Raw genomic sequence first — 13,634 nt, forward strand, 5'->3', positions numbered from 1 at the left:
ATGGAATCCCCCCCTGCAAGGAGCAGCGCCGTGAGATACTTCCTGTCTTCACTACTAAGCCTGGGTTTACTTGTCGCGTCTCACTCCGGGCTGGCAGCCGAAACCGCCGACACGGTCTTCCTTAACGGCAACATTTTAACCCTGGATGACAATCAACCCACGGCAGAAGCCGTTGCGGTTAGGAACGGAAAAATTCTCTCCGTGGGCACCCGGGGCGACATCATGGCCTTGGTCGGCAACAACACCAACCAGATCGACCTGGAAGGAAAAACACTGCTCCCAGGTTTTGTCGATTCCCACGGCCATGCCTGGATGATTGGCTTCCAGGCTCTCACCGCCAACCTCCTGCCGCCCCCCGATGGCGAAGGCAAGGACATCGATTCGTTGATCTCGTTACTTGAAGGCTGGGCGAAATCCAACGAACAGGCGGTGAAGGATGTTGGCTGGATTATTGGCTTTGGGTACGACAACTCGCAACTTGCGGAACAGCGCCACCCGACCCGCCACGATCTGGATCGGGTGTCAGAGGATATTCCCGTACTGATCATTCACCAGTCGGGGCACCTTGGCGTTGCCAATTCGAAGGCTCTGGAGATCGCGGGCATCGATGCTGAGACCCGGGATCCCGAAGGCGGCGTCTTCCAGCGCGAGGAGGGTGGAAACCAGCCCAATGGAGTCGCGGAAGAGTACGCCTTTTTCCAGCTGGCCTTTGCCTTTGGCAAGTCACTCGATCCGAAGACCATGGACACCTTTGCCCGTGAGGGCAGCAAGCTTCTCGCGTCGTTCGGGTACACAACCGCTCAGGAAGGCCGCGCCACGGGAGCCAGTCTGAACGCAATACGGCGGGTAGCGGAGGCGGGCGCGCTGAAAATCGACGTGGTCGTGTATCCGGATATTCTGGAAGTCGATGCGATTGAGCCGAGTTCTGAGTACACCAACCGCTTTCGGGTCGGCGGCGCCAAGCTGACGATTGACGGATCGCCCCAGGGCAAGACCGCGTGGCTGACCGAGCCCTATTACGTGGCTCCCCCAGGCAAGGATGAGGATTATGCAGGTTACCCCGCCATCACCGAAAAGCAGGCGATGGATGCCGTTGAAAAAGCCTACGCGAATAACTGGCAGATACTGACCCACACGAACGGTGACGCTGCGATTGACCTGCTGATCAAGGCCGTTTCCGCTGCAAAACAGAAGTATCCGGACGTCGAAAACCGGCCCGTAATGATTCACGGTCAGACCCTGCGCAAAGATCAGGTCGGCCCGCTGAAAGAACTCGGCATCTTTCCGTCCCTCTTCCCAATGCATACCTTCTACTGGGGGGACTACCACCGCGATTCGGTGCTGGGCCCTGAACGGGCCATGAACATCTCCCCCACCGGCTGGCTCATGCAACAAGACATGATGTTCGGATCCCATCACGATGCGCCGGTGGCCTTACCCGATTCCATGCGGGTTCTCTCGGCGACCGTCACCCGCCGCTCACGCAGCGGGGCGGTGATTGGAGAGAATCACCGGGTACCGATAGAGACTGCCCTCAAGGCAATGACCATCTGGCCGGCGTGGCAGCACTTTGAGGAGGACCGCAAGGGAACCATAACCGCGGGCAAGCTCGCAGATCTTGTGGTTCTCTCCGACGATCCGAAAAACGTTCCTGAAGATCAGTTGGACGACCTGCTGGTGCTGGAAACCTACAAGGAGGGCGTCTCTGTCTATAAACGATCCGAGACGACCGCAAACCGAGCCTCGCCAGCCCTCTTTGGCCTGGCACCCATCAAATCCCACGATGGGGATCACGAGTTCCTTGGCGAAAACCACCTGCATGGTGATGGCTGCTTCAATCCGGGTTTGAGCCTTCTTATCAATGCGGTAGTTAGCGGCAGAGCGGACTAGACGGTTTTTCATTGTGTCTGGGGGCCTAACATCAACCGCATAGCAAACGCTGTTGTTCGTGCTTGCTATGCGGTTGGATCTCTATTGCTCCGTGATCTTTAGCCGTCCTGGTGAACGGGATTTCTCTCAAATCCGCTCAAGCGTAACTGAAACAGGTCGGCACACCGTGTTGCATACAGGAGAGTGGTTCTTGGCGAACGACAGCAGATCATCCAGCTCTTCCTCACTGCAGTCAGCTTCGATGTCCATCAGGATGCGGATGCTCTCGTAACCAACCGTGGCGTCGTCGTTCAGCGCCAGCAATCCTTCCAGGTTGATATTGCCTGACAGTCTGGTCGACAAATTCCTGATCGTAATACCCCGCGCGGCTGCATGCAGAACGGTAGTGGTGGTGACGCAGCCAGCCAGCGCATGCAGCAGGAATTCCACCGGATTCGCTCCTTCGTTGTTGCCCAGCAGGACCGGTGGCTCACCGTTTGTGAAGACGAAGTCTTCAGCGCGGGAGTCGTCTTCGGCGCCAGCGCCGTAGAAGCCGCGAATCGTGGAGCGGTTTTCACCGCCGTTCACCCATTGGTTGCTTGCCCGAAACTCGAACTGCGCGAGGCTCGGATTGTTCTTGAGGGCTTCAACTGTCTGCCCCATCTGAACCAGGTCGAGGCCATTTCGGCTTTGGATATCTACTTGTGCGTTCATCATTCTCACCTTGCTTCATCGTCTACAGGGACCCGGGAACCGGGAGACGCTTTGTGTGGCGTCTGGGTATAAAGTAAGGCAAGACGGCGGACACTCTCAGATGGATATCTGACAAAAAGGGGGCATTCGTGCCACCAATTTAAGGGGGAATGAAATATGTCATGCCGGCAGAAAAAAGTTCTCATTCTGGCGCTGCCAGAAACGGCGGGGTCGGCGCTGTATGGAATGGTCGATGTGCTAATGTCGACAGGCAATATATGGCAAACGCTGGTGGGCGATGCGAGTCCATCCCAACCCTTTGATGTTCAGATTGTTTCCATCGAGACCAAGCCATTTTATTGCGGCCACGGGATACCGGTTCAGCCGGCTTATGCCATCACTGACGAGCCCGATGCGGATATCCTGATCCTCCCGGAGATCTGGCTCGGTCCCCATGAAGAGATTCGTGGTCGCTATGACGCGCTCATGGAGTGGGTCAACGTCAGGTTCCGCTCGGGTACCACGATCTATTCCGCCTGCTCCGGGTCGGTGTTATTGGCCGAGAGCGGATTACTGGATAACTGCGAGGCCACTTCTCACTGGGGATATCAAGAGCTGTTTCGCACTCACTATCCGAAGGTGCATTTCAGGCCGGAGACGAACCTGGTTTACGCCCATCCCGGTGGCCGGCTGGTGACGGCAGGCGGAACCACGTCGTGGCATGACCTGGCACTGCATATCATTGCCCGCCACGTGGGCATCGGCGAAGCACTGCGGATTGCCAAGGTCTACCTGCTCAAATGGCATGACGAGGGCCAGCTTCCATTCACGGGTCTGGTCCGACAGACGCATCATGCCGACTCGGCGGTGCGCAGGTGCGAGGAGTGGCTGAAGGAGCATTGCCGGGATCCCGCGGCCATTCCCCGGCTGATAGAGAGCTCCCCCCTGCCCGAGCGAACGCTCAAGCGGCGCTTCAAGGCTGCCACTGGCTCCTCGATGATCGAGTACCTGCAGAACCTTCGCATCGAAGCGGCCAAGCGGTTATTGGAGGAGGGAAAGCTGTCTGTAGAAGAAGTGAGCCTGGAGTCCGGCTATGAGGATGTGTCCTTCTTTCGCCGCTTGTTCAAGCGCCTGACGGGCCTGACGCCGGGCGAGTACCGACGCCTGTTTCGACCTCTGATCGAAGAGGCGGTTGGCCGCCTGATTTGACTGGCGCCCGGCACGGCGGACTTATCGTCGTGCTTCGAGTAACGCCGTTTCCATTTCACAGACCCCAATGGGAATGAGTATGCTGTGTGGTCAGACACATAGGCACAGGAAAGCTATCCATGAAAAAAGCAGCAGGTCTGGCCGCTTGTCTCGCCCTCGTCAGCCTCAATGGCTGGTCCGGGGAGATCGATTATGACAAGCGCAATATGCATATTTTCTGCGCATCCCACTTGTCGTTGATCAGCGAATCACTTGACGACAACGGCGATCAGCAGCAGGCGCTGATGATGTTGTCCAACCGGCACCGAAAGGAAGCGAGAAAACTGGGAGCCACCCGACAGCACTTTGACGATGTAGGCGGGTACCTGAACAAGGTGCGCCGCAACCACGAGCAGAAATGGAGCCGGCTTACCGCCCAGAGCAAGCGGGTTTGCCTGCCGAATTCCTGATGACGAAACCGATGAAGGACACGGAACACTGGTCGCAGAAGGTGACGCAATCCAGCGACGCGCTGGATCTTGAGCACGGGGTGTTTTCCCTGGAGGATCCCCGGGACATTGCCCGTTCGCTGAAACAGTCGGCGGAAAACAGCACCCGTCGCAAGTCTGATCCCTACCGCTCAGCGATGTCGATGCTGACGTTCTACATCAACCGTGCCGGCAAACAGCTCGCGCCCGAACAGCGCGAGCGTCTGGAAGCCGCCAAGGACGAGTTGCGGGCGCTGTTCGGGAAACCACGGAAACGTCAGTGACAATGGCCACTGGCGACAACCAGCCCCAACCAGATACTTAGTCCGGTCCAGGAATTGATGGTTGTCTGCACCTGATCAAGTGACATCCCTGACCTCCCGTTGAGTTCAGATTTGCCACCACAGCGTAGGAGGTAACAGCACTATCCGCCAACCCGCGGAGCTGATTCGAGGGCACGAACGGGCCGTGCCCTCTTGGTCTTACTCCGGCTTGTACAGCCGCTGGATGCTTGAGAAATCCAGGCCGCCGTTGCCCTGCCCCGCGTGAATCTCGAAGAGGTTGCGGGCCAGGGAGCCCATAGGAATCGAGGCGTGGTTTTTCACCGCGTTGTCAAAGGCCAGGCCGAGGTCCTTGTTCATCAGGTTCACCAGGAAGCCGCCCTCATAATTGCGGGATGCAGGCGCCGCTTCCATCACACCCGGCCACGGGTTGTAGACGTTCAGGGCCCAGTTGCCGCCAGAGCTCTGCTTCATGATTTCCGAAAGCACGGCCGGATCCAGGCCATTCTTCACGCCGAGGGCCAGGGCTTCACTCGTGCCCGCCATCAGGATCGCCAGCAGCATGTTGTTGCAGATCTTCGCGACCTGGCCGGAACCGTGGGGGCCAGCGTGGAAGATGTTCTTACCCATAGCATCCAGGATCGGCTTGGCCTTGTTGAAGGTTTCCTCCGCACCGCCGCAGATGAAGGTCAGGGTACCGGCCTTGGCGCCACCGACACCGCCGGAGACCGGCGCATCCAGGAATGGAATGTTCCGGGCGGTGGCTTCCTCAGCGACACCGCGGGCCGTTTCCGGCGCGATGGTGGAGGAATCAATCACCAGAGTGCCCTCGGGCAGCTTGGCCAGCAGGCCGTCTTCGCCGAGATAGACCGCTTCCACGTGTTGCCCCGCGGGCAGCATGGTGATCACACATTCCGCGCCCTTCGCGGCCTCATGGGCGGTCTCTGCCGTCTTCGCGCCTTCGGCTACCAGCGCCTGCACGGCGTCTTTAGACAGGTCGAACACGGTCACGTCGTGACCGGCCTTCACCAGGTTGCTGGCCATGGGACCGCCCATGTTGCCAAGGCCAATAAATGTAATCGTTGCCATATCTCTTCCCCTTATTGTTCTAATCGATTGAGTGGGCCACCGGTGCCGGTGGCCGTTTGGCTATGGTTTGAAAAAATCGTCGATCCAGGCACTGTCCATTTCCGCCAGGGAGGCGTAGCGCCACCGTGGCTGCTGGTCCTTATCGATCAGCAGCGCCCGGATACCCTCGGCGAACTCGCCCTTACTCAGGCACTTCTGTGACAACACCAGCTCCTTGTCGAGAACCTCCTTGAGGCCATCGTGCTTGCAGTTGTGCAGATGGTGCCAGACCAGGGTCAGAGAGGTTGGTGAAGCGGACGCCAGGGACTTTGTCGCCTTGGCCACCCAACCGTCACCACCGGATAGTTCCTTCAGCTGGCTGACCACGGCCACCAGCGAATCGGCGTCGGTTACCCGGTTGATCTCGTCAAAATGGGTACGAACCGGCGATTCCGGCATGGCCTCGGCGCTCTGCTGTTCAAACTGTCTCAGTACGCTTCCAACCACGGCGTGGGCATCCTCGCCCTGCCATTTGCGTTGCCGGAGTTCGGTGACCACACCAGCCTTGAGTTCATGCTTGATAAAGCGGTCCGCAAGCCCCGTGAACAGCGCATCGGCACCGTTCATCCGGGCGCCAGTCAAGCCCAGGAACAGGCCTGTTCGACCGGGGGTCCGGTTGAGGAACCAGCCCGCCGCCACATCCGGATACAGACCAATGGTGATCTCAGGCATGGCCAGCTTCGAGCTTTCGGTCACAACGCGGTGGGACGCGCCCTCGAGAATACCCATGCCGCCACCCATCACGATGCCATGTCCCCAGCACACAACAGGCTTTGGAAAGGTATGGATGAGGTAATCCAGCTCGTATTCCTCGGTGAAGAACGCTTCCCCCTCACTCGCGCCCTGAGGCTCGGTCATGCTGCGGTACAGGGCCACGATGTCGCCACCGGCACAGAACGCCTTGTCGCCTTCGGCTTCCAGCCAGACCGCGCGGATACGGTCATCCTCCGCCCAGCGTTTGAGCTGCGGCGTCAGCAGTCGGATCATTTCCAGCGAGAGGGAATTCAGGGCCTTGGGCGTATTCAATCGCGCCACGGCAATCAGCGCATCGTCGCCGGTTGTCCACTCTTCAAAAACGATGGGTTGGTCACTCATAACATTTCCTTCAACCGTTGCACTGCCTCGGGTTTCAGCGGTTTTTCCATTCCGGTGCGCGTTTGTCGAGGAACGCGTTGACGCCTTCCTTCTGATCTTCGGTGGAGAACAGTTCCACGAAGAGCTCACGCTCCATGCGCCAGCCATCTTCGTGGCTGCGGCCATCCCGCGCGCTCATCACCAGGGTCTTGCAGCGGGCGGTGGAAGACGGGCTCTGCTTGCAGGCCATTTCCGCCAGCTCCAGCGCTTTCTCAAGGCTCTTGCCGGAAGGCACAACCTCTTCCACCAGGCCAATCTGCAGGGCCTTGTCCGCCTTGACGCGCTCGCCACACAGGATCATGCGCTTGGCCCAGCCCTCACCCACCAGCCAGGGAAGGTTCTGGGTGCCACCCGCGCACGGCAGCAGGCCAACACCGGCTTCAGGCAGGGCCATCTGGGCGTGCTCTTCCGCGATACGGATATCGCACGCCATCGCACATTCCAGGCCGCCGCCCATCGCGTAGCCGTTCACCGCCGCGATCGACACGCCGCGGAAATCGCTGAGTGTGGCAAACGCCTCACCGAACAACTGGGCCATCTCATTGGCCCGGGCCTTGTCGCCGTCGGCAAAGGTTTTCAGGTCGGCGCCGGCGGAGAAGAATTTTTCACCCTGGCCGGTCACTACCAGCGCGAAGATGTTCCGGTCCGCGTTCAGTTCACGGATGGTCTCTCTCAGAGCCGGCAGGGATTCCGCCGTCCAGGTATTGGCCGGCGGATTATTGATGGTCAGTACCGCAATGTGTCCGCGTTTTTCGAGCTGAATCAGATCGCTCATGGTTTTTCTCCCGTTATCCTTGCGGTGTTCTTGAATTTGTTACTGGATCGCTTCGGCCACGCCGTCATCCAGCAGGCGACGAGCCACAATCAGGCGCATGATTTCGTTGGTTCCCTCGAGAATCTGGTGCACCCGCAGGTCCCGCAGGTATCGCTCCAGCGGGTACTCCCGGATGTAGCCGTAGCCACCGTGCAGCTGCAGCGCGTCGTTCACCACGTCAAAGCAGGCGTCGGTGGCGAAGCGTTTGGCCATGGCACAGTGCAGGGTTGCTTCCGGATCTGCGCTATCGAGCTTGAAGGCACCCAGCCGCACCATCTGGCGGGCCGCCACCAGGTTGGTGGCCATGTCGGCGAGCTTGAACTGCAGCGCCTGGAATGCGGCCAGGGGCTTGCCGAACTGTTCGCGCTCGTGCATGTAATTCCGGGCTCGCACCAGTGCCGCCTGGGCACCACCGAGGGAACAGGTGGCGATGTTCAGCCGGCCACCGTCCAGCCCTTTCATGGCGATGGCGAAACCGTCGCCTTCCTCACCTACGCGATTGGAGACGGGGATACGAACGTTATCGAGACTGATCATGCGGGTCGGCTGACTGCGCCAGCCCATTTTTTCTTCATTCTTGCCGTAGGTGATGCCCTCGGCATCGGCCGGGATCACGAAGGTGGAGATGCCCTTGGAGCCACTGTCCGGCGCTCCGGTACGGGCCATCAGTACCAGGATATCGGTACTACCGGCACCGGAAATAAACACCTTGCTGCCGGTTATCACGTAACTGTCTCCGTCACGGACCGCCTTGGTTCGAAGGCTTGCCGCATCGGAACCGGCCCCGGGTTCAGTCAGGCAGTAAGACGCCAGCCACTCGCCGCTGGCGAGCTTGGGCACGATCTCCTGCTTCAGGTCATCCGAGGCAAAGCTGGCCACCATCCAGGTCGCCATGTTGTGGATGGTCATAAAGGCTGCCGTAGATGGGCAGGCAGCGGCCAACTCTTCGACAATCACCGAGGTATCAAGGCGGGACAGCCCCATGCCGCCCAGGGATTCCGGCGTATACAGGCCCATAAAGCCCATCTCGCCCGCTTCCTTCATGACGTCGATGGGGAAGATATGCTCGTCGTCCCATTGTGCCGCGTGGGGCGCCATGGATTTCTCGGCAAAGGCGCGCGCTGCTTCCCGGAACGCCAGCTGGTCTTCGGTCAGATTAAAGTCCATTGAATCACTCCAGATCTAAGAGGTCGGGCTGAGGTGAAAAAAGGGGGCCGGAAACAGGTTCCGGCCCAACTTACCCCACCTACAACACACTCAACGCAACTGGATAGAGAAGTTCGCCTCGGTGCTGGCTTCGCTTGAGAACCAGCGCGACGTGACCGTCTTGGTTTCGGTGTAGAAGCGCACAGCCTGCTTGCCGTAGGCGTGCTGGTCACCGTAGAAGGAGCCCTTCCAGCCGGTGAACGAGAAGAACGGCAGGGGTACCGGGATGGGAATGTTCACACCCACCTGGCCCACATCGATCTCGTGCTGGAAGCGACGGGCGCAGCCACCGGAGGAGGTAAAGATCGAGGTGCCGTTGCCGTACGGGCTGTTATTGATCAGCTCGATGGCCTCACCCAGGCTGTCAGTCTCCATGCAGGACAGGACCGGGCCGAAGATTTCCTCGTTGTAGATGTCCATCTCGGTGGTCACCCCGGAGAACAGGGTCGGGCCGACCCAGTTGCCGTCAGGCAGACCGTCCACAGTGCAACCGCGGCCATCCAGCAGCAGCTTCGCGCCCTGCGCTTCGCCGGTGGCAATCAGGGACTCAACGCGGTCCTTGGCCTTGGCGCTGATGATCGGCCCATAGCTGGCACCGGCGTCGTCCCAGGCGCCCGGACGGACCTTGGCCATGGCTTCCTTCAGTTCCGGAATCCACTGCTGGGCCTCGCCCACGAAGACTGCAACGGAAATCGCCATGCAGCGCTGACCGGCAGCACCCACAGAAGCACCAACCAGGGCGTTGATCACCTGCTGCTTGTCCGCATCCGGCATGATCACCATGTGGTTCTTGGCGCCAGCGAAGCTCTGAACACGCTTCATGTTGCGGGTACCGGTCTCGTAAATGTAACGGCCGACCGGCACGGAGCCAACGAAGGAAATCGCGCGAATGGCGGGATCGGTCAGCAGCTTGTCGACCTGCTCTTTGCCGCCATGAACAACCTGCAGTACGCCTTTGGGCGCACCGGCCTCCTCGAACAGTTCAGCCAGACGCATTGGTGTCAGCGGATCCTGTTCGGACGGCTTCAGGATAAAGGTGTTGCCGCAGGCAATCGCCATCGGGAACATCCACAGGGGAATCATGGCCGGGAAGTTGAACGGGGTGATACCGGCGCACACGCCCAGCGGCTGGATCCAGGAGTGGGTGTCCACTTCCCGTGCCACGTTCTCAACGGTTTCGCCCATCATCAGCGAGCCCACGTTGGCGGCATGCTCGACCACCTCGATACCGCGCCAGACGTCACCCTTGGCGTCTTCAAAGGTCTTGCCGGTTTCCTGGGACAGGATTTCGGCAATTTCGTCGTGGTGCTTTTTCAGCAGCGCCTGGTAGCGCAGCATGACCCGGGCGCGCTCGGACACAGGTGTTTCTTTCCAGGTCTTGAACACTTCACCAGCGTACTTGATGGCCTGGTCCATTTCCGAATGGGTGGTGCACGGAGCCTTGGCGATCACTTCGTTGGTGGCGGGGTCGGTGACATCGATCCATTCATGGGTCTGGCTCTGGATGAATTCACCGGCAAGGTACAGAGGTACATTTTTCATAGCGAAATCCCTGTTTGTTGTTATGAGGGAAGCAAGCCGAAAACCGTGAGGTTCCGACCACGAATGCAAAAAGACTAGCACGGGGTGTGCGGGAAGGTGATTGACTAAATTTCGCTCTTGATGGACTATCTTTCGATTACCCACAAAACCAGCGACACCGTAATGACACAAACCTCGCAGTGGCCGGTACCAGAGGACAGCGTTCGCTATGTGGTACCGGCTCCGATTATCCGGCTGCTCTCCAGTCACCCGCTGACCCGTGACCTGTATCCCCTGGCATTCGGGCACTATCGCCGGGCGGTGGGGCATCACATGCACCGGGAGCACCACAGCGACAATCTTATGATTTACTGCACCGAGGGCAAGGCGTTCCTGAATGTGCTGGGCGAACCCTATACGGTAGAGCCCGGCGACTTGCTGCTGCTACCGGCCGGCGCCCACCACCGTTACACCGCCGATCCGGCCAACCCATGGACAATCCATTGGGTACATTACACCGGCCCCCTGGCTGAGGAATTCCGGAATTACATGGGCTTCTCCGGTACGACCAGGATCCGCCACCTGGGGCGCCAGCCCCGGCTGCTGGTGGACTTTAACGGGTTGCTGTCGGTGCGCCAGACCGGCTTCCGGGCCCGGGGCCTGATCCATGCCGCAAATCGCCTGCGCCAGTTAATGGCGGCCGTCCCCCTCAATGCGGACGAGACGAGCCACGAACACAAGGCTGAGCTGGACACCATCCATAACTACATGCGGGAACATCTGGACGAACGCATTTCCCTGGACCAACTGGCCGATCTCGCGGGCCTGTCTCCGGCCCATTTCGCAACGCGATACCGGGAACAGACCGGCACCTCGCCCATCCAGCATTTCCTGCACCTGAAAGTGGAACGGGCCTGCCAGATGCTGGACACCACCGAGCTCAGTTTTGCCGACATAAGCCGCCGCCTTGGCTACGACGACGCCTATTATTTTTCCCGGTTGTTCAAGAAGGTAATGGGACAGTCGCCGCGGGATTACCGGCACACGGCCCGGCACTGAACCGCGCGATTCAGGCCAGAGTCGCATCTGTCCATTACTGCGACTTTTGTTTGAACAATCAAACGGATACCCTTGGGCGACATAACGCATAACAAGAGTAAGCCCATGGCCATGTATACCATTGAAATCAAGGAAACATTTGAAGTGCCCCGCGACCGGGTTTTTGCCCTGTTTGCCGATCACCACCGCTTCGGCAAACTGCTCGGAGCGCCAATCAAGCGAATAAAGGACAGCGATCAGGCCGACCCCAACGGCATTGGTTCCGTCCGCAAGATCGGCATTGGACCCTTAGGCCTGAAGGAAACCGTGCTCAATTTCGAGCCGGATACGTTGATCGAATACACCATTACCAGCATGAGCCCGATCAGGAATCACATCGGCCGAATCCTTTTCGAGGACACCCCCGAGGGCCATACCCGTATCCACTACACTATCTCCTTCGAAGATATCGTGCCCTTTACCGGCAAGGTGGTCAGGAACGCGCTTGAGCAAGGCATCCGCCGGGGCATCAAACGTGTGCCCGAACTGGCCTGAGAGCTGTCCGGAAATACAAAACCTTACTTGATGAATATCAGATATTTGACCTGTGGCAATAGGCTGTCATTCGGGATTTTGTAATCTCCGCGCACTTTGCAATAGCCGGCCACCCGGCCGGCTATTCCACTTCCAGCGGGAGACCACACATGGCAGCCGAGCCGATTGTTCTGTTCGATAACGGACACCACAAGTGCCTGATGTTCGATTCACTGGTAACCGGCGAGGGCGTTCAGTCCAACCAGTTCCTGATCGTTGACGGCAAACACGAAGCGCTGATCGATCCGGGCGGAGACCTCACCTACACTCCCCTTTCCGTCGCCGCATCGCGGTACATGAATATCAGTGACATGGATTATGTTTTCGCCTCGCATCAGGACCCGGACATCATCGGTGCCATCGATCGCTGGATCGTTCACACCCGGGCCAAAATTGTCACCTCCAAGCTCTGGGCACGGTTCCTGCCCCACCTGGTGTCCGGCTATGTCACCAGCCAGCTCAGCGGCAGCGTCTACGATCGGATCGTGAGCGTGCCCGACGCCGGCGCCAACGTGAAATTCGGTGATTCCTACCTGCAGTGCCTGCCGGCCCACTTCATGCACTCGGTTGGCAACCTCCAGTTCTACGATCCGGTGGCGAAGATACTCTTTTCTGGAGACCTGGGCGCATCACTCGGAGGCGAGGACGACCATCTGCCTGTCGCCGATTTCGACAAGCACATTCCCAGCATGATCGGCTTTCACCGTCGCTACATCGCCTCGCGAAAGGTCTGTCGCCTCTGGGCCAACATGGTGAGGGAACTGGACGTGGATATGATTGTGCCTCAGCACGGCAAGCGCTTCGAAGGGCCAGCCATGGTTGAGCGCTTTCTGGACTGGGTCAGCGAGATGGAATGCGGAATCGATCTGATGACGCAGGAGCATTATCAGCGCCCCATCGACTACGTTTAATCAGGAAGGAACGGCCCCGGACGGCTGTTCCTTGATGCCGGCATATGGAGATTCAAAGCGAACCTGACTGCCGGCTAAATGGGGGCGATTTTAGTATTCGTGATGAATACGCCCCCGATGGCCGGTCCGCCAGTCATGCTTGCGATCCCGATCGTACATACTTCGGCCATCAGGATACCCGGCTGCCGTGGCGGGCAGGTTCTCGATATCATCGATACTGCTAACGCCGGCCGTCGTTGGCATAGTCTCGATATAATCGACACTGTTCTTACCACCCCGCTCCAGCATCATCCTTCGATTTTCCTCCACGCTGGCTACGCGGTACGGCATTCCATCGTCAGAATACATCTGGGACTGATTTTCCATCATCTCCTGGTTAAACCTCTGACGCTCCCAGTTTTCGCCATAAGACGGCGCAACAAACAGCGTCAAAGCCAGTGTTGCCGAACAAATCACTACCTGTTTCATTGAGATACCCTCCTTTTCAAGCCCGATATCCCCGGGCTCAGGAACAGCATCAAAGGACCGGCCATATCAACCCGATCCACCGACTCAGGATACTCCCCGGATCACTCCGGGTAATGCTTAGAGGGTAAATTCGGCAATTCGTTACAAGAATTTCACGGGAAATTCATGCTGCAGACATGTTGCTGACATCCCAGACGCACTGAAGCCTGTTCCCCCGCCAGCCGGGAAGCCCATCGCCGGCTAAATAAGCCTGTTCCATGAGGGCATAGTTGAGTAAAATCCGGCCCTTTCCCAAGAAATA

At 58.8% G+C, this 13,634-nt stretch carries 14 protein-coding genes; 7 read left to right on the plus strand and 7 right to left on the minus strand.

Annotated elements, in window-relative coordinates:
- Positions 1-30 precede the first annotated feature (30 nt).
- The gene (locus tag K0B93_RS16540; RefSeq protein ID WP_285368842.1) at positions 31-1,890 is read left to right on the plus strand and encodes an amidohydrolase; all 1,860 of its coding nucleotides are present in this window, start codon (positions 31-33) and stop codon (positions 1,888-1,890) included.
- Between the two features lie 126 nt (positions 1,891-2,016).
- Here the strand turns inward: K0B93_RS16540 and K0B93_RS16545 are convergent, their stop codons facing one another.
- Positions 2,017-2,583 carry an OsmC family protein gene (locus K0B93_RS16545; RefSeq protein ID WP_219868367.1) on the minus strand — a complete coding sequence of 189 codons (567 nt, stop codon included), beginning with the start codon at positions 2,581-2,583 and terminating at the stop codon, positions 2,017-2,019.
- A 156-nt stretch (positions 2,584-2,739) separates the two neighbouring features.
- On the opposite strand from K0B93_RS16545, the gene K0B93_RS16550 reads away from it, so the two are divergent.
- The 3 genes from K0B93_RS16550 to K0B93_RS16560 all read left to right on the plus strand — a co-directional run bounded on the left by K0B93_RS16550 (position 2,740) and on the right by K0B93_RS16560 (position 4,522).
- Positions 2,740-3,771, plus strand: a complete 1,032-nt coding sequence (locus tag K0B93_RS16550; protein ID WP_324125621.1) for a GlxA family transcriptional regulator — start codon at positions 2,740-2,742, stop codon at positions 3,769-3,771.
- 119 nt (positions 3,772-3,890) lie between these two features.
- Positions 3,891-4,220 carry a hypothetical protein gene (locus tag K0B93_RS16555; protein ID WP_219868369.1) on the plus strand — a complete coding sequence of 110 codons (330 nt, stop codon included), beginning with the start codon at positions 3,891-3,893 and terminating at the stop codon, positions 4,218-4,220.
- The gene (locus K0B93_RS16560; protein ID WP_228743570.1) at positions 4,220-4,522 is read left to right on the plus strand and encodes a DUF3175 domain-containing protein; all 303 of its coding nucleotides are present in this window, start codon (positions 4,220-4,222) and stop codon (positions 4,520-4,522) included. Before K0B93_RS16555 ends, K0B93_RS16560 begins: the two co-directional genes overlap by 1 nt.
- A 198-nt stretch (positions 4,523-4,720) precedes the next feature.
- Here K0B93_RS16560 and mmsB read toward each other — a convergent pair whose 3' ends face one another.
- The 5 genes from mmsB to K0B93_RS16585 form a co-directional block, all read right to left on the minus strand.
- Complete coding sequence (mmsB, locus tag K0B93_RS16565) at positions 4,721-5,608, minus strand: 3-hydroxyisobutyrate dehydrogenase (protein ID WP_219868370.1); 888 nt, start codon at positions 5,606-5,608, stop codon at positions 4,721-4,723.
- Between the two features lie 60 nt (positions 5,609-5,668).
- Positions 5,669-6,742, minus strand: a complete 1,074-nt coding sequence (locus tag K0B93_RS16570; protein WP_219868371.1) for an enoyl-CoA hydratase/isomerase family protein — start codon at positions 6,740-6,742, stop codon at positions 5,669-5,671.
- 34 nt (positions 6,743-6,776) lie between these two features.
- Positions 6,777-7,556 (minus strand): enoyl-CoA hydratase, encoded by a 780-nt coding sequence (locus tag K0B93_RS16575; protein WP_219868372.1) that lies wholly within the window; start codon positions 7,554-7,556, stop codon positions 6,777-6,779.
- A gap of 39 nt (positions 7,557-7,595) precedes the next feature.
- The gene (locus tag K0B93_RS16580) at positions 7,596-8,762 is read right to left on the minus strand and encodes an acyl-CoA dehydrogenase family protein (protein ID WP_219868373.1); all 1,167 of its coding nucleotides are present in this window, start codon (positions 8,760-8,762) and stop codon (positions 7,596-7,598) included.
- Positions 8,763-8,852: 90 nt separating this feature from the next.
- Positions 8,853-10,343: a CoA-acylating methylmalonate-semialdehyde dehydrogenase gene (locus tag K0B93_RS16585; RefSeq protein WP_219868374.1), complete on the minus strand. Its 1,491-nt coding sequence runs from the start codon at positions 10,341-10,343 to the stop codon at positions 8,853-8,855.
- A 162-nt stretch (positions 10,344-10,505) separates the two neighbouring features.
- On the opposite strand from K0B93_RS16585, the gene K0B93_RS16590 reads away from it, so the two are divergent.
- The 3 genes from K0B93_RS16590 to K0B93_RS16600 all read left to right on the plus strand — a co-directional run bounded on the left by K0B93_RS16590 (position 10,506) and on the right by K0B93_RS16600 (position 12,865).
- On the plus strand, positions 10,506-11,381 hold the full coding sequence (locus tag K0B93_RS16590; RefSeq protein WP_219868375.1) for an AraC family transcriptional regulator: 876 nt from the start codon (positions 10,506-10,508) through the stop codon (positions 11,379-11,381).
- Between the two features lie 105 nt (positions 11,382-11,486).
- Entirely contained in the window at positions 11,487-11,915 is a 429-nt protein-coding gene (locus K0B93_RS16595) for an SRPBCC family protein (protein ID WP_219868376.1), read from the plus strand.
- A gap of 149 nt (positions 11,916-12,064) precedes the next feature.
- Positions 12,065-12,865, plus strand: coding sequence for an MBL fold metallo-hydrolase (locus tag K0B93_RS16600; protein WP_219868377.1), 801 nt, complete (start codon positions 12,065-12,067; stop codon positions 12,863-12,865).
- A gap of 90 nt (positions 12,866-12,955) precedes the next feature.
- On the opposite strand, the gene K0B93_RS16605 is transcribed toward K0B93_RS16600, so the two are convergent.
- Positions 12,956-13,333, minus strand: coding sequence for a hypothetical protein (locus K0B93_RS16605; RefSeq protein ID WP_219868378.1), 378 nt, complete (start codon positions 13,331-13,333; stop codon positions 12,956-12,958).
- Positions 13,334-13,634 lie beyond the last annotated feature (301 nt).

It is taken from the genome of Marinobacter sp. F4218 (genome assembly GCF_019443085.1).
GTDB classification, from domain to species: domain Bacteria; phylum Pseudomonadota; class Gammaproteobacteria; order Pseudomonadales; family Oleiphilaceae; genus Marinobacter; species Marinobacter albus.